Origin of the sequence: Deinococcus metallilatus (genome assembly GCF_004758605.1) — a bacterium.
Lineage (GTDB): Bacteria > Deinococcota > Deinococci > Deinococcales > Deinococcaceae > Deinococcus > Deinococcus metallilatus.
Map to the genome: position 1 here is coordinate 64,901 of NZ_CP038510.1, position 15,088 is coordinate 79,988.

The following is a 15,088-nucleotide window of genomic DNA, read 5'->3' on the forward strand; positions in this document are numbered from 1 at the left end:
GAGCCAAAGGCTCTTAATTAAAATCCTGGCTACATGTAAACAGTCTGAAGAAAAGTTCATGGAACGGAGAAGAGGTTGCCTCCACTCAATTTTAACATGACGTAAAGCTGACCGGACATGAAGGTTGCCAAGGAGGAATATGAGAAGGTTTATCCGTCCTCACCTCGCCTTCGGTGGACTCGTGGGGACCCTCGCCCCACCTGCCCTCGCCTCGCCCTCGGCCCTGGCGCCTGCCGGACCCGATGCCGCGCGCGTGGCGCTGTGGTGGTGGATCATGTTCGCCATCGCCTGCGTGGTGTTCGTGGTGGTGGTCGCGCTGCTGATCTACGCGCTGGCACGGCGGCGGGGGCAGGGAGCCTTTCACCGTCCGCTGCCGCCCCAGCAGGAGCGGCGCTGGTTCAGCTTCGTGGTGATCGCGGGCGGGATCGTCCCGGCGGTCACGCTCAGCACCGTGATGGGCGTCAACGTGTACGGCGAGCGCCGGGCCGCGCAGGAGGCCGCGCAGCCGCGCCTGACCATCCAGGTGATCGGGCACCAGTGGTGGTGGGAGGTGTACTACCCACGCGGGGGCTTCAGCACCGCCAACGAGATTCACGTGCCGGTTGGGCAGCCGGTCGAACTCAAGCTCACCACCGCCGACGTGATCCACTCCTTCTGGGTGCCGCAGCTCAGCCCCAAGTACGACCTGATTCCGGGGCAGACCAATACCCTGACCCTCACCGCGCAGCGGGCGGGCACGTACCGGGGCCAGTGCGCCGAATACTGCGGCCTGCAACACGCCCACATGGCCCTGGTGGTGGTGGCCGACGCGCCCCAGGACTACGACGCCTGGGCCGCCCGCCAGGTTCAGCCCGCCGCGAATCCCCCGGCGGGCAGCGTCACCTTTCAGGGGCAGCAGCTTTTCCAGGGGTCGGCCTGCGTGTACTGCCACGCCATCCGCGGCACCGACGCCAGCAGCCGCCTGGGACCGGACCTCACGCACCTGGCGTCCCGCCTGACCATCGGGGCCGGGACGCTGCGGAACAACTACGGCAACCTGGCGGGGTGGGTGGTGAATGCCCAGGCGGTGAAGCCGGGCAACAAGATGCCGCCGATGTACCTCTCCAGCGGCGAACTCAAGGCCCTGATGACCTACCTGGAGTCGCTGCAATAACCGATTCGAGCGTTCATTGAAGGGGGAGACATGGTACAGGCATCCAGGGAATTACGGGAACGCTGGGAGCCGCCCGCCGGGCTGGCCGCCCTGCTGGGCAGCATCGACCACAAGGTCATCGGCGTGCGCTACATCTTCACGGCCTTCATGTTCTTTCTGCTGGGCGGCATCCTGGCGCTGCTGATACGGCTGCAACTCGCCTTTCCCGAAGAGCGGCTGCTCAGCCCGGAGGCCTACAACCAGATTTTCACCATGCACGGCACGACGATGATCTTTCTCTTCTCCACGCCGATCCTGTTCGGCCTGGGGAATTATTTCGTGCCGCTGCTGATCGGGGCGCGCGACATGGCCTTTCCGCGCGCCAACTCACTGAGCTACTGGGTCTACCTGTTCGGCGGCCTCTTTCTGTACAGCAGCTTTCTGATCGGGCGGGCGCCGGATGGCGGATGGTTCTCCTACGTGCCGCTCACCACCCGGCAGTATTCGCCGGGGCCGGGGCTGGATTTCTGGTCGCTGGGGCTGCTGTTCCTGGGGATCGCCACCACCATCGGCGCGGCGAATTTCATCGTGACGATCCTGAAGCTGCGGGCGCCGGGCATGAGCATCTCGCGCATCCCGCTGTTCTGCTGGACGCTGCTCGCCACGTCCTTCACGGTGATTTTCGCCATGCCGATCCTGAACGCCGCGAACCTGCTGCTCGAACTTCAGCGGCAGCTCGGCTGGCATTTCTTCGACCCGGCGTACGGCGGGCATCCGCTGCTGTGGCAGCACCTCTTCTGGCTGTTCGGGCACCCGGACGTGTACATCATCGTGCTGCCCGCCTTCGGGATCATCTCGGAGGTGATCGCGGCCTTCGCGCGGCGCCCGGTCGTGGCATTCGTGCTGGTGGCGATGGCCTCGGTGGCGACCGCGATCATCGGGTTCGGCGTCTGGGTCCACCACATGTTCGCGGTGGGGATGTCGCCGCTCGCCACCAGCTTCTTCAGCGCGGCGTCCTTCGTGATCGGGGTGCCCGCCGGATTGCAGATGTTCGCCTGGATTTCCACGCTGCTGACCGGGCGGGTCTGGCTGACGACGCCGCTGCGCTTCGTGATCGGGGCGCTGGTCATTTTCGTGGTGGGGGGCCTCTCGGGCGTGATGTTCCCGCTGATCGCCTTCGACCGCCAGGTGACCGACAGCTACTTCATAGTGGCGCACTTTCATTATGTGCTGATCGGCGGGATGCTCTTTCCGCTGTTCGCGGGGCTGTACTACTGGCTGCCCAAGATCACCGGGAGATTGCTGGACGAATGGTGGGGCACCTTCACCTTCTGGCTGATCTTCGTCGGCTTCAACCTCACCTTCTTCCCGATGCACATCCAGGGCCTCCTGGGCATGCCCCGGCGCATCTACACCTATCAGCACGGGCTGGGCTGGGACAACCTCAACCTGCTGGAAACCATCGGGGCGGGCCTCCTGGGGCTGGGCGTGCTGATGTTCATCCTGAACTTCTGGCTCAGCCTGCGGAGTGGGCAGCGCGCCGGGCCGAACCCCTGGGGCGCGGGGACGCTGGAATGGGCCACCCCCTCCCCGCCGCCGCCCTACAACTTCCGCACGCTGCCGCTGGTGCGCGGCGCCTATCCCCTGTGGGACGCCGAGCGTCTGGGCGTGGGGCTGTGGGACGCGAACGACCCCACCAGCGCCTGGGAACACCAGACCCTCGCCTCCGACCTGCTGACCGCCGAGCCGCAGGACAAGGTGCCGCTGCCGCGCTATTCCTACGTGCCGCTGGGTCTGGCCCTGTCCATCCTGCTGATCTGCGTCGGCGCGCTGATCCCCTGGGTGTGGCTGATGGTGGTGGGGGGCGTGGGGGCCATCACGGCCATCTTCCTGTGGATGCGCCCGGTCCTCGAACAACCGGAGCAGGCCACCGAGCGGCAGCGGAGCGACCCGCACGCCCTGCCGCGCTGGGGCCTGATCCTGCTGGTGCTGACCGAGGCGGCGCTCTTCGGCGCGCTGGTCGCGTCGTGGTACTTCCTCCAGGTGAACGCGCCGCTGTGGCCGCCCAACGGGGTCCGGTTGCCGGAACTCACGCTGCCGCTGGTGGCGACGGTGCTGCTGCTGGCGAGTTCGGTCACGGTGATTTTCGCGGGGCGGGGCCTGCGCCGGGGGCACCGGGGGCGCTCGCTGCTGGGGATCGTGGCGACCATCGTTCTCGGCGCGGCCTTCCTGGGCCTCCAGATTTACGAGTTCATGCACGCGGAATTCACCCCCACCGCCCACGCCTACGGCTCGCTGTGGTTCACGCTGCTGGGGCTGCACGGCCTGCACGTGTTGATCGGGCTGTTGCTGCTGCTGGCGGTGCTGTACTGGCTGCGGCGCGGGTACTTCGACAAGGACCGGCATACCACCGTCCATACCGTCAGCCTGTACTGGCACTTCGTGGACGCCGTGTGGCTGATCCTGATCCTGCCCGCCGTCTACCTCTCGCCGTACCTGGGGGTCCACTGATGATGCAGTCGGACCTTCTGAGCAAGCTGGGGCGGGTGGCGCGGCCCACCGTCTGGTTCGGCCTGTTCGCGGCGCCGGTGGCGTGGGTGGTGCAGATCGACCTGGGGCTGGCCTTTACCCCCATCGCTTGCGGTGGCAACCGGATACCGACGTACCTGCTGAATGGCGTGGTGCTGCTGATCGGCCTCGCGGCGCTGGTCGTGACGCTGCGGCTGCGGACGCTACCGGGCCAGCCTCAGGGGGTGGTGGAGCAGGTCACGCATTACCTGGGGCGCTACGGGGCGTGGCAGAACGGCATCTTCCTGCTCGTGATCGCGATGACCGGTATCATCGCCTTCTTCCTGCCCGCCTGCCCGTTCCGGTGAGGGGGATGAAGAGGTTCTTTCCCTTGCTTCTCCTCGCCCTGAGCGGCTGTGTGGTGGGAAGTTGGGCTGCCGCGCACGGGACGGGCCATGACGAAGGCGGCGCGTTATCCGTCTCGCTGGGGCTGGTCGTCCTCACCCTGCTGTATGCCCTCGGCCTCGCGGTGCTGTGGCGACGGGCGGGGTTGGGGCGCGGCGTGGCGATGTGGCGTACTGTCGCGTTCTTCGCGGGAATAGTCGTCCTCGCCGTCGCGCTGCTGGGGCTGGACGGGCTGGCGGACGAGTCCTTCACCTGGCACATGGTCCAGCACCTCCTGCTCATCACGCTGGCCGCGCCCCTGCTGGTTCTGGGTACGCCGCTGTACGTGCTGGCGTGGGCCGCGCCGCTGTCCTGGCGCCGCGCCTTCGCCCGCTTCTGGAATCGCCGCCCCGCCCTGCGCTCGGCGGTGGGCTGGCTCACGCATCCGGTGGTCGTCTGGGTGCTGGCGACCGCCGTGTTCTGGGCGTGGCACGTGCCCGCTTTCTACGAGGCGGCGGTGCGGAATCCGGGGCTGCACGCGCTGGAACACCTCAGCTTCCTGCTGACGAACGCGCTGTTCTGGTGGGCGCTGCTGCAACCGCCGGGGCGGCGTGCCCTCGCGCGGGGGGCTGCGGTCGTGTCGCTCTTCGGGGCCGCGTTGCAGGGCAGCCTGCTGGGGGTGCTGCTGGCCTTTGCCCGCACGCCGCTCTATCCCGACTATGCACAAAAGGCCCTGGCGGAAGGCCGTAACCCCCTGGCCGACCAGCAGCTCGCGGGCCTGGTGATGTGGGTGCCATCGGGCGTGGTGTACGTCGCGCTGGCCGCCGTCTTTTTCGTGCAGTGGCTGCGTGACGAGGAGCGGGCGCAGCGGAACCGCGAAACCCGCGAACACCCGGAGGGAGCCGCATGATGAACGTCGTCCCGTGGTTGCTGAGTGTCCTATTCGGCCTGCTGTGGTGGCGCCGCCGACAGGCGGACCGCAGGCTCAGGCGCGAGCGGGAGGTTCATGTCGTCCCGCCACTGCCGGAGGTTCCGCCGCCGCAAGTGGTCACCCGTACCGTCGCCGTGCCGCTCTCCGCTCCTGCCGCACTGCACGAACAGCCCCTCCAGACCGTACCCCAGGAAGACCCCAACCTGGACATTGAGGCCGCCGAACCGGGCGCCGAACACCTGGCCCCGCGGCGGCGCTGGATGGGCTTCGGGGCGGGCGTCCTGGTGGCCTTCATCGTGGTGGCGCTGCTGTCGGCCTCGTACAACCGCATTCCGGTGACACCCGCGGCCTGGAACCAGAGTGGCGAGATCGCGGCGGACGGACCTTCGGCGCTCAACGTGCTGGCGGGGGCGGACCCGGCGCGGGCGCCCGCCCTCTTCCGGTCCTACGGCTGCATATCGTGTCACGTGATTCCCGGCGTGAGCGGGGCCCAGGGGCGGGTGGGGCCGAACCTGAAGTACCTGGGCGACCACGCGCTGATCGCCGGGGTGCTGCCCAACACGCCCGAGAACCTGATGCGCTGGATTCGCATTCCGCAGACCATCGACCCCTACACCGGGATGCCAACGCTGGGCGTGACCGAACCCGACGCCCGCGACATGGCCGCCTATCTCCGTTCCTTCCAGTCCAACCCCTGAGGTGCCCATGAAGACCCCTCCAGAACAGCCCCCCGGCATGGAGCGCCGCTCCTTCCTGAAGGTGGCCGGATCGCTGGCGCTGCTGGTCACGGCCTGCCGCCCCAATCCCGCCCGCAGCGCCCAGCAATTGCCCAATCGCGTCGCCCCCGAGAACCCCAACAGCCCGCTTCCCGCCCGCGATACGCCCACGCCTTTCCCGCCCGATCAACCCCCCGATACCTTCCAGGTCTTCACGCCGCACGAGGCCGCCACCGTCGAAGCCGCGACCGCGCGCATCCTGCCGGGCGATCCCAGTGACCCCGGCGCGCGTGAGGCGGGCGTGGTGTACTACATCGACCACATGCTCTCGTACCACGAGGGCTTCAACGAGCCGACCTACCGCAAGCCGCCCTTCGCGCAGACGTACCAGGGGACCCGGCCCGCCGACCGCCCCCGCGTCGTCTGGGTGCCCGCCGACCAGATTTACCGCTACGGCTACCAGAACATCCTGACGCCGCGCGAGGTCTACCGCATCGGCCTGGCGGGGCTGGACCGGCTGGCGAACGCGCGCTTCGGAAAGGATTTCGTAGACCTCGCGGGAGGCCAGCAGGACACCCTGATCGGGCTGATGGCGGACGGCCAGGCCGGGAACTTCGACCGCAACCTCACCGCCCAGAGCTTCTTTCACAACCTGCGCCGCCACACCGCCGAGGGCATGTTCAGCGATCCGATCTACGGCGGGAATCGCAATCTGGTGGGCTACAAGCTGGTCGGCCATCCCGGCGCCCAGCGCGCCTACACCCCCGCCCAGTTCCAGACCGAGGGCGAGGGCCTGCGCCGCAAGCCGCAGAGCTTCGAGGACCTCCACACCTTCAACCCCGGCCAGCGCGCGAACGACGAGGTGGTGCTGCCGGTGACGGGCGAGGACATGCAGCACAAGCATTAGGAAGCAAAGGAACCCACATGCCCAAAGTTCACAAAAAAGTCGATGTCGTCACCATCGGAGCGGGCTGGACCTCCAGCGTGATCGGTTGGAAGCTGGGGGCCGCCGGGCATTCGGTGGTGGCGCTGGAGATCGGGGAGGCGCGGTGGGCCAATCCCGACTTCATGCACAACCACGATCCACTGCGGCACGAGATCCGTAAGGCGCTGATGTACGACATCAGCCAGGAAACCTGGACGTGGCGGCCCAATGCCGGGCTGCCCTCGCTGCCGATCCGGCAGTACGGTTCCTTTCATCCGGGGCGCGGGCTGGGCGGGGCCAGCGTCCACTGGACCGCGCAGTTCTGGCGCTTCCTGCCCGCCGACTTCCAGCACCGCAGCCACAACATCGCGCGCTACGGCCAGAACAAGATTCCGGCAGACATGACCGTGCAGGACTGGCCGGTCACCTACGACGAACTCGAACCGTACTACGACCGGGTGGAGTACGACATCGGCGCCTCGGGGGCGGCGGGCAATCTGGCCGGGCAGATCGTGCCGGGCGGGAATCCCTTCGAGGCGCCGCGCTCGCGCCCCTACCCGCTGCCGCCGCACCCCATGATGATCCACGCGCAGATGTTCGCGGACGCCTGCAACGGGCTGGGTTACCATCCCTTTCCGCAGCCCGCCGGGATTCTCTCGCAGGCGTACCGGGACGTGTCGGGGCGGGTGCGCAGCGGGTGCATCTACTGCGGCTACTGCACCCGCTACGGCTGCGAGGTGGACGCCAAGACGAGCGCGGTCAGCACCCACATTCCCGCCGCCTTGCAGACCGGGAACTACGAGGTGCGGACGTATTGCAAGGTCCGTCGCATCAACGTCGGCCCGGACGGGATGGCGACCGGCGTGACCTACGTGGATCTGCTGACCGGCCAGGAACACGAGCAGCCCGCCGAGGTGGTGTTGGTCAGCAGCTACACCCTCTCGAACGTGCGGCTGCTGCTGCTCTCGCAGAGCGCCAAGCACCCACGCGGCGTGGGCAACGACCGCAACATGGTCGGCAAGAACTACACCTACCAGCTCAGCAAGACGCCCACGACCCTGGTGTTCGAGGGGCACCGCTTCAACGAGTTCGCCGGAAACGGCGTCGTGCAGAGCCTGATCTACGACTTCAACGCCGACAACTTCGACCACTCGAACGTGGACTTCATCGGCGGGGCCTCGATCTACACCGGGTCGGGGCAGCGCGATCCCCTCACGTCGGTCACGACGCTGCCGCCCCAGGGAACGGGACGCAGGAGCGGGAGCGGCGCCGCGGGCAGCGGCAGCCAGGCGGGCGCGGGCACTCAGCAGGGCGGCGGGGCCGGTCAGGAAAGCGGCCCCCCCAAGGACGGCCAGATCGCCACCGCCGGGGACGTGGGGTCGGTCGCCGGGCGCGGCACGGAATGGGGCCGCGACTGGAAGGAGAACCTGCGCCGCAACTGGGACAGCACCGTCGGCATTGGCGTCCAGGGCGAGATTCAGGCCTACCGCCAGAACTTCCTCGACCTCGACCCCACCTACAAGGACAGCTTCGGCGATCCATTGCTGCGCCTCACCTTCGACTTCTACGACAACGAGCGCAACATGTACCGCTTCCTGGCGCAGAAGTGCGACCAGATCGGGCGGGCGATGAACCCCACCCGGATGAAGACGACGCCCGAACTCGACCCCTACAACATCTACCAGTACCAGAGTACCCACTGCACCGGCGGCGCCATCATGGGCCGCGATCCCGGGAGCAGCGTGACCAACAAGTACGGGCAGGTCTGGGACACGCCGAATGTCTTCGTGACTGGCGCCGCGCTGTACCCCCAGAATCCCGGCGCCAACCCCACCGAGACGCTGCTGGCCCTCGCCTACATGGCCGCCGACGCCATCCGTGACCGCTACTTCAGGAACCCCGGGGAGCTGCTGGTATGAGGGCCGCCCTGCTCCTTCTCGCACTCGCGTTGGCCGGGTGTTCGCGTGACCGCAACGCCTTTTCCATCGACCTGACCGATACCGGGCTGTTCGCCCCCGCCACCCTGCGCGTGCCACTGGGGGCCACCGTGATCTTCCGCAACGCGGGCACGCAGCCGCGCGAGGTGTTCTACGAGCCCGGCAACGTGCGGCTCGCGCAGTCGCGGCCTCCCGGAGCGCCACAACTCACGCCCAACACGGCGGCACCCGCCGACGCCGCCCCCTGGCGCTCGGGCACGCTGTACCCCGGCGAAACGTGGGCGCACACCTTCACCCAGTCGGGGGCCTATGCCTTCCAGAGTCCCTACGCGGCGGGTTTCACCGGGACGCCCTCGACCACCGGCGCGGCCTACGGCGACGTGCAGGGGCAGCAGACGCGCTTCACGAATCCCAGCGTCCGGCAGGTGCCGGTGGGCATCATCACGGTGGAGACGGTCCGGGCGGGCGCTGCCGGGGACAACGCCAGCAACCCGCAGGACAACCCGCCCTTTCCCACGCCCGCCGCGCCACCGGGCGGGAACGACTGATCGGGTGTCCTTCCGCTCGGGACGGTGGCGCGCTTTTCCAGGCAAGTCTTTAGCGGACACGCAACTTCCTCTTCTTCCATCGGTCAGAAAATAGCTGTACGGAAAGGGAATTCTCGGAAACGGCTCGGCCGTTTCCCCCTTCGCGCTGACCAGAGATCGGAGGACCCTATGACTTCTTCCCTCAAGGCACGTTACGCCGCTGCCGGTGTCCTGGGGCTGGGTGGCCTCACCGCGCTGACGCTGGCCCTGGCCGCCACCCCCGCGAGTTCCGCTTCGGGCAGCCGCAGCGGGCCGCCCTTCACGGCGGCGCAGGCCAAGAGTGGGCAACAGGTGTACACGGCGAGCTGCCAGAACTGCCACGGGCAGCAGCTCCAGGGCGGGGTGGGACCGGCGCTGAAGGGGGCGAGCTTCCTGAGCCGCTGGGACAACAAACCGCTGAGTGACCTCTACAACTTCACGGCCCACCAGATGCCGCTGAACGCACCCGGCAGCCTCTCGCAAAAGCAGTACCTGGACGTGACCGCCTACATTCTCTCGCAGAACGGCTTCACACCGGGCAACAAGGCGCTCGACAAGAACGGGCTGAGCACCAAACTGACGTCCTCCGGCGACCGCCAGCAGGTGCAGGTGCCCAGCCAGCTTCCCGCGCCTTCCAGGAGTGTCCGCCAGGCCGTGAGCACCCTGCCCACCCAGGCGACCCTGCTGAAGGCAGCGGACAGCGACGACTGGCTGATGTACAACCGCGATTACCTCGGCCAGCGTTACTCGCCGCTCGATCAGATCACGGCGGCGAACGCGGGCAAGCTCCAGCGGGTGTGCCAGTTCAAGACCGGCCAGCACGGGGCCTTCCAGGTCGGCCCGGTCGAGATGAACGGCGTGCTGTACTTCACCAACGCGCACAGCACCTTTGCGATCAACGCCGCCAACTGCAACCGCCAGTGGACTTCGACCTACACGCCCAAGACCGCCGAACCGCAGCCAGTGGACCGGGGCGTGGCCCTGTATGACGGCAAGCTCTTCCGCGGCACGACGGACGGGCACCTCATCGCGCTCGACAAGAACACCGGCGGCACCCTCTGGGATGTCTGGGTGGCGAACAGCAACCAGGGGTATTTCCTGAGCAGCGCGCCCATCGTCTGGGATGGCAAGGTCTTTATCGGCGAGGCGGGGGCCGACTGGGGCACCCAGGGGCACGTGTACGCCTTCGACGCCGACACCGGCAAGCTGATCTGGACCTTCGACGTGATCCCCACCGGCGACCAGCCCGGCGCCGACACCTGGGACAAGGCCACGACCACCGCGCACGGCGGCGGCAGCATGTGGACCAGCTACACTCTCGACCCCGCCTCCGGGATGCTGTACGTGTCGGTCGGCAACCCGGCCCCCGATTTCGCGGGCGACTACCGCCCCGGCAAGAACCTCTACACCGACTCGGTGGTCGTGCTGAACGCGCAGACCGGCAAGCTCGCCTGGTACGCCCAGCAGATCGCCAACGACTACCACGACTGGGACACCGCCGCCGCGCCGGTGGTCTACAACGCGAATGGCAAGAAGTACATGGCGGTCGCCGACAAGGGCGGGCACCTCTACATGTATGACCGCGCCACGCACGACCGCCTCAACATGATCCCGGTGACGACCATCCAGAACTCGGACGCGCCACTCACCACTGATGGCACCCGCTTCTGCCCGGGCACCCTGGGCGGCGTGGAGTGGAACGGCCCGGCCTACGACCCGCAGACCAACACGCTGTACGTGAACTCGGTGGACTGGTGCGCCACCATCAAGATCGGCCCGGTGCGCTACAACGCGGGCAGCGTCTTCACCGGCACCACCAACGGCTTCGGCACGTTTGACCCCCGCGCCAAGGCCAACGGCTGGACCCACGCCATCGACGCCAGCACCGGCGACATCAAGTGGAAGCGCGAGGCCGGGTCGCCCCTGGTGGCCGCCGTGACCCCCACGGCGGGCGGCGTGCTCTTCACCGGTGACCAGGACGGGAACTTCCTGGTGCTGAACGCGAAAGACGGCCAGGTGCTCTACAAGGCGGGCACCGGCGGCTCGGTCGCGGGCGGCGTGATCACCTACAAGCTGGGGGACCGTCAGTACGTGGCGGTGGTCAGCGGCAACACCTCGCGCACGATCTGGAACACCGCCGGTGACGAGACGGTGCTGATCTATGCCCTGCCGCAGGGGACGCAATGAGGCTTGGGGGCGGCCTGGCCCTCGCGCTGCTCCTGGGCAGCACCCTGGCCCTGGTCGCCACCCCGACGGACGCCGAACGCCAGGCGGCGGTCCAGCAGGGCGAGGCGCTGGCGGGGCAGCACCAGGGCTATCCGGTGCGTGACTACCTGCTCTACAGCGTGCCCGACGCGCTCTCGCTCACGCCGGGCGAGGGGTCGGTGGAGGCAGTGCAACTCGCCACGCCCCTGGAGCGCGCACGCTGGGCCGGGTACTTCCTGACCATTCAGGGCAAGCCGGTCACGCCCGACGCGGTGCAGCACATCGCCGACATGCCCGTGGACCGCGTCGAATTCATCGTGTACGCGCACAGCAACGGCCCCAAGGACCAGGACTTTCTCAAGGCGTTCGGCCCGGCGACGATGCTGATCGGGGAACAAGTGTTGCCGACCAGCGCGGTCAAGATGTCCGGCGCGTCCCTCGACAACTACCGTGACGCCGACGGTCAGGTGGTGTTCCGCTGGACCGATGCGATCACCTACCGCTTCCGCGTGCCCGAAGGGGCGACCACCGGCCACCTGCGCTTCACCGATGCGACTGGCAAAAAGTACGACCTGCCCTTCGACCTCAGCCGCTACCGCTGACCGAGCGGTTGTGGCAAGTTGTCGGCTTGGAGGAAGCGGAGGGGCCACGGGAACGCAGGCCGCCTGAATTTCAGGTCGCCTGCTACACGTTGTTTTTGGTCGTGGCGCACTGCCCAGGGGGGACAGTGGAGCGGGTGCGATGTGGCCCCCTCGCTTGACGCCGTGCTGTCTGGCGGCTTCCGCCCACCTCTCTGCTCCTCAACTTTGCAAGTCCCACCAGGGGAGAGGGTCAAAAACAACGTCATCTTGACGACGAGTGCCCTAAGCCCGCTCGTCCACCACACCCCGGCCCTCGTGCGAGGGGTCGAGGTCCAGGGCGTCGAGCTTCAGGGCGAAGCGGCGCTGGAAGTCCGCCCGCATGGCCTCCAGATCATCCCGGCTCTCGCTGCGGACTGTCAGGCCGACCCGGTCCGCGCCGAGCTGGGACCAGAGCCGGAGCGTGTGCTGCGTATGGTCCAGCCCGTGCCCGGCCAGCCAGAATGCCACCTCACGGGGAAAGAGTTTCACGCCCTTGACCTTCAGCATCCCGCCGACGTTGCCGAACACGCCGCCGGGCAGCCACCCGCCGCGCCGTCCAGGGTGGGTGGCTGCACACCGGGGACGTGGCCTGCGTCCATCCCGACGGACGGCTGGAAATCCTTGACCGGGCCGGGGACCTGCTGAATGTCGCCGGTCAACCTGTCTCCAGCGCGCAGGTCGAAGCCGTGCTGTACCGCCATCCCAGCGTGCGCGAGGCCGTGGTGGTGGCCGCCCCGGTGGAAGGCGGTGACGCCCCGGTCGCCTTCGTGACGCTGCACTCCAGCGCGCAGGTGCAGGGCCGCGAGCTGCTCGCCTTCGCCCGCCCGCATCTGCCCGCGCACGCCCTCCCCACCCGCATCGTGTTCACGCCGGAGTTGCCCAAGACCGCCAGCGGTAAGGTGCTGAAATATGTGCTGCGCGAGCAGGCGCGCGAGCAGGTGATGGGACAACCGGCGGACTAGAGCGGTGCCGTGATCGGTTGCCGAACCTTGCTGAGCCGAACGGACTTGCAAAGCTGCGAAGCAGAGAATGGAGGTGTTGGAGGTGCCTTTCCTCCAACACCGTACTTCGGACAAATGCTCTAAAGAAAGAGCCAACGCCGCCCCGGCTGGACGTGTCAACGGCACCTTACGATGGGACCCTGGCCCACAGCGGTGCCCTCCAGGGGGAGGCGGATCATGAAGCGGACGCATTACCTGCAACCCGGACGGACCTTCACCCAGGCCCTTCTCGCCAGTGTCCTGCTCACGGGCTGTTTCAGCCTGCTCCCCTCGAACGGCGGTGGTCAGACGAGGCCGCCCACAGTCCGCACCGTGCGCGCCGCCGACATCGCGGTCCCGAGCGGTTACCGGGTGGAGGCCGTCGCCACCGGCCTCGATTTCCCCACCGCCGTCGCCTTCGACGAGGGGGGCCGCGTGTATGTGCTGGAGGCGGGCTACTCCTACGGCGAGGTGTTCACCGTGCCGAGACTCCTGCGGCTGGAGCAAGGTGGCCGCCGGACCGAGATCGCGCGCGGCCAGAACCCTCCCTGGAACGGCCTGGACTACGCGAACGGGACCTTTTACGTCGCGGAGGGCGGCGAGATCGGCGGGGGCCGGATCGTCAAGATCACGCTGGACGGGCGGGTCACGCCGCTGGTGGAGAACCTGCCCAGCCTGGGGGACCACCACACTGACCGACCGGTCGTGGGGCGTGACGGGTACGTGTACTTCGGGCAGGGCACGGCGACCAACAGTGGGGTCGTCGGGCCGGACAACGCCGAGTACGGCTGGCTGAAACGCTTCCCCCAGTTCCACGACATTCCCTGCCAGGACATCACCCTTACCGGGCAGAATTACCGGACGGCCAATCCCCTGACCCCCGCTGCGGACACCGTGGTGACGGGGGCCTATCAGCCCTTCGGCACGCCCTCGCGGCCCGGCCAGGTCGTGCGTGGGCAGCTTCCCTGTGGCGGCGCGGTGCTGCGCGTGCCCCAGCAGGGGGGGCCGCTCGAACTGGTCGCCTGGGGGTTCCGCAATCCCTTCGGCCTCGCCTTCTCCCCTGACGGCTCGCTCTACGTCACCGAGAACAGCTACGACGTGCGGGGCAGCCGCCCGGTCTTCGGCGCCGGTGATCCGCTCTGGAAGGTCACGCCCGGCACCTGGTACGGCTGGCCCGACTATCACGCGGGCCGCCCGCTGAGTGAGGCGGACCACTTCACGGCCCCCGGTCAGCCCGCCCCGGCGCAACTCCTGGCCCAGCCTCCCGGGACACCGCCCAAACCGGCGGCCCTGCTGGGCGTCCACTCCTCCTCGAACGGTCTGGATTTCGCCCGCAACCCCGCCTTCGGAGACGTGGGTGAGGCGTTCGTGGCGCAGTTCGGGGACCTCGCCCCCGTCGTCGGGAAGGTGCTGGGGCCGGTGGGCTACAAGGTCGTGCGGGTGAACGTCACGACCGGGCGGGTGGAGGACTTCGCGGTGAACCGGGGTCCACAGAATGGCCCCGCCTCCAAGATCGGGGGGGGCGGGTTCGAGCGGCCGGTGGACGCGCGCTTCAACCCGGCGGGCGACGCCCTGTATGTGGTGGATTTCGGGGTGATGACCACCACGGAGGACGGCCAGCTTCCGCAACGCCAGACGGGCGTCCTGTGGCGCATCACCCGGGAGGGCGCACGATGAAACGCCTCATCCTCGTTCTGGTCGCGGCGGGCCTCACTGGCTGCCTGCCCGTGCGGCGGGATACCCCGCTGGTGGGCGACCTCCCGGGCCTCACCCCGGCCCAGGCGCGCGGACAGGTCGTGTACATGGCGAACTGCCAGCAGTGCCATCCGGGGGGCAGCGCGGGCCTGGGGCCTGCCCTCAACGACAAGCCGCTTCCCGGCTTCCTGATCCGTTTCCAGGTCCGGCACGGTCTGGGCGCCATGCCCGCCTTCGGGCCAAAGGACATCAGTGAGGCCGACCTCGACGCCCTGGTGGAGTATGTCGTGCGCCTCCAGGGTGTGCGGTGACCCGGCAGGCGGGGGGCGTGCGCGGGGCTGCGTCAGGGAAGCGGTGCCGTTGGCGCAGTCTGGGGGAGGTTGGGTTAGGCCCGCGTTTGACGGACTCGGCCGCTGGCTCAACCGCAGGAGGCTGCTCGCAAAAGAGCTAGACCAGCAGAGGCGACAGCCCGAGCGTCTTTCGAGACAG

Annotated in this window: 14 protein-coding genes; 13 read left to right on the forward strand and 1 reads right to left on the reverse strand. The window is 68.2% G+C overall.

Features of this window, described 5'->3' with window-relative positions:
- Positions 1-139: 139 nt before the first annotated feature.
- The 10 genes from coxB (at position 140) to E5F05_RS00310 (ending at position 11,906) form a co-directional block, all read left to right on the forward strand.
- Positions 140-1,153, forward strand: a complete 1,014-nt coding sequence (gene coxB, locus E5F05_RS00265) for a cytochrome c oxidase subunit II (RefSeq protein ID WP_129117387.1) — start codon at positions 140-142, stop codon at positions 1,151-1,153.
- Between the two features lie 30 nt (positions 1,154-1,183).
- The gene (gene ctaD / locus E5F05_RS00270; RefSeq protein WP_129117388.1) at positions 1,184-3,643 is read left to right on the forward strand and encodes a cytochrome c oxidase subunit I; all 2,460 of its coding nucleotides are present in this window, start codon (positions 1,184-1,186) and stop codon (positions 3,641-3,643) included.
- Entirely contained in the window at positions 3,643-4,008 is a 366-nt protein-coding gene (locus E5F05_RS00275) for a hypothetical protein (protein WP_129117389.1), read from the forward strand. The genes ctaD and E5F05_RS00275 overlap by 1 nt, the downstream gene beginning before the upstream one ends.
- A gap of 23 nt (positions 4,009-4,031) precedes the next feature.
- Positions 4,032-4,934: a cytochrome c oxidase assembly protein gene (locus tag E5F05_RS00280; RefSeq protein ID WP_164973303.1), complete on the forward strand. Its 903-nt coding sequence runs from the start codon at positions 4,032-4,034 to the stop codon at positions 4,932-4,934.
- Positions 4,931-5,653, forward strand: coding sequence for a c-type cytochrome (locus E5F05_RS21505; RefSeq protein ID WP_206732976.1), 723 nt, complete (start codon positions 4,931-4,933; stop codon positions 5,651-5,653). Before E5F05_RS00280 ends, E5F05_RS21505 begins: the two co-directional genes overlap by 4 nt.
- Positions 5,654-5,660: 7 nt before the next feature.
- Positions 5,661-6,578, forward strand: a complete 918-nt coding sequence (locus tag E5F05_RS00290) for a gluconate 2-dehydrogenase subunit 3 family protein (protein ID WP_129117391.1) — start codon at positions 5,661-5,663, stop codon at positions 6,576-6,578.
- Between the two features lie 17 nt (positions 6,579-6,595).
- Complete coding sequence (locus E5F05_RS00295) at positions 6,596-8,515, forward strand: GMC family oxidoreductase (RefSeq protein ID WP_129117392.1); 1,920 nt, start codon at positions 6,596-6,598, stop codon at positions 8,513-8,515.
- A complete protein-coding gene (locus E5F05_RS00300) occupies positions 8,512-9,081 on the forward strand; it encodes a cupredoxin domain-containing protein (RefSeq protein ID WP_129117393.1) in 570 nt (189 codons plus the stop codon). The genes E5F05_RS00295 and E5F05_RS00300 overlap by 4 nt, the downstream gene beginning before the upstream one ends.
- 168 nt (positions 9,082-9,249) lie before the next feature.
- Entirely contained in the window at positions 9,250-11,286 is a 2,037-nt protein-coding gene (locus E5F05_RS00305; protein ID WP_129117394.1) for an outer membrane protein assembly factor BamB family protein, read from the forward strand.
- Positions 11,283-11,906 carry a hypothetical protein gene (locus tag E5F05_RS00310; RefSeq protein WP_129117395.1) on the forward strand — a complete coding sequence of 208 codons (624 nt, stop codon included), beginning with the start codon at positions 11,283-11,285 and terminating at the stop codon, positions 11,904-11,906. The genes E5F05_RS00305 and E5F05_RS00310 overlap by 4 nt, the downstream gene beginning before the upstream one ends.
- 261 nt (positions 11,907-12,167) lie before the next feature.
- On the opposite strand, the gene E5F05_RS00315 is transcribed toward E5F05_RS00310, so the two are convergent.
- The gene (locus E5F05_RS00315; RefSeq protein ID WP_129117396.1) at positions 12,168-12,452 is read right to left on the reverse strand and encodes a hypothetical protein; all 285 of its coding nucleotides are present in this window, start codon (positions 12,450-12,452) and stop codon (positions 12,168-12,170) included.
- Between the two features lie 56 nt (positions 12,453-12,508).
- On the opposite strand from E5F05_RS00315, the gene E5F05_RS00320 reads away from it, so the two are divergent.
- The 3 genes from E5F05_RS00320 (at position 12,509) to E5F05_RS00330 (ending at position 14,910) form a co-directional block, all read left to right on the forward strand.
- Positions 12,509-12,886: an AMP-binding enzyme gene (locus E5F05_RS00320; RefSeq protein ID WP_129117397.1), complete on the forward strand. Its 378-nt coding sequence runs from the start codon at positions 12,509-12,511 to the stop codon at positions 12,884-12,886.
- A 216-nt stretch (positions 12,887-13,102) separates the two neighbouring features.
- On the forward strand, positions 13,103-14,581 hold the full coding sequence (locus E5F05_RS00325) for a PQQ-dependent sugar dehydrogenase (RefSeq protein WP_164973304.1): 1,479 nt from the start codon (positions 13,103-13,105) through the stop codon (positions 14,579-14,581).
- The gene (locus E5F05_RS00330; protein WP_129117399.1) at positions 14,578-14,910 is read left to right on the forward strand and encodes a c-type cytochrome; all 333 of its coding nucleotides are present in this window, start codon (positions 14,578-14,580) and stop codon (positions 14,908-14,910) included. The genes E5F05_RS00325 and E5F05_RS00330 overlap by 4 nt, the downstream gene beginning before the upstream one ends.
- The last annotated feature ends 178 nt before the right edge of the window (positions 14,911-15,088 follow it).

What these genes read in the sequence shown, in the direction of transcription:
- E5F05_RS00295 (WP_129117392.1), top strand. Translation starts at nt 6,596, where the DNA reads ATGCCCAAAGTTCACAAAAAAGTCGATGTCGTCACCATCGGAGCGGGC.
- E5F05_RS00290 (WP_129117391.1), top strand. Translation starts at nt 5,661, where the DNA reads ATGAAGACCCCTCCAGAACAGCCCCCCGGCATGGAGCGCCGCTCCTTC.
- E5F05_RS00305 (WP_129117394.1), top strand. Translation starts at nt 9,250, where the DNA reads ATGACTTCTTCCCTCAAGGCACGTTACGCCGCTGCCGGTGTCCTGGGG.
- ctaD (WP_129117388.1), top strand. Translation starts at nt 1,184, where the DNA reads ATGGTACAGGCATCCAGGGAATTACGGGAACGCTGGGAGCCGCCCGCC.
- E5F05_RS21505 (WP_206732976.1), top strand. Translation starts at nt 4,931, where the DNA reads ATGATGAACGTCGTCCCGTGGTTGCTGAGTGTCCTATTCGGCCTGCTG.
- E5F05_RS00300 (WP_129117393.1), top strand. Translation starts at nt 8,512, where the DNA reads ATGAGGGCCGCCCTGCTCCTTCTCGCACTCGCGTTGGCCGGGTGTTCG.
- E5F05_RS00330 (WP_129117399.1), top strand. Translation starts at nt 14,578, where the DNA reads ATGAAACGCCTCATCCTCGTTCTGGTCGCGGCGGGCCTCACTGGCTGC.
- E5F05_RS00325 (WP_164973304.1), top strand. Translation starts at nt 13,103, where the DNA reads ATGAAGCGGACGCATTACCTGCAACCCGGACGGACCTTCACCCAGGCC.
- coxB (WP_129117387.1), top strand. Translation starts at nt 140, where the DNA reads ATGAGAAGGTTTATCCGTCCTCACCTCGCCTTCGGTGGACTCGTGGGG.
- E5F05_RS00275 (WP_129117389.1), top strand. Translation starts at nt 3,643, where the DNA reads ATGATGCAGTCGGACCTTCTGAGCAAGCTGGGGCGGGTGGCGCGGCCC.
- E5F05_RS00310 (WP_129117395.1), top strand. Translation starts at nt 11,283, where the DNA reads ATGAGGCTTGGGGGCGGCCTGGCCCTCGCGCTGCTCCTGGGCAGCACC.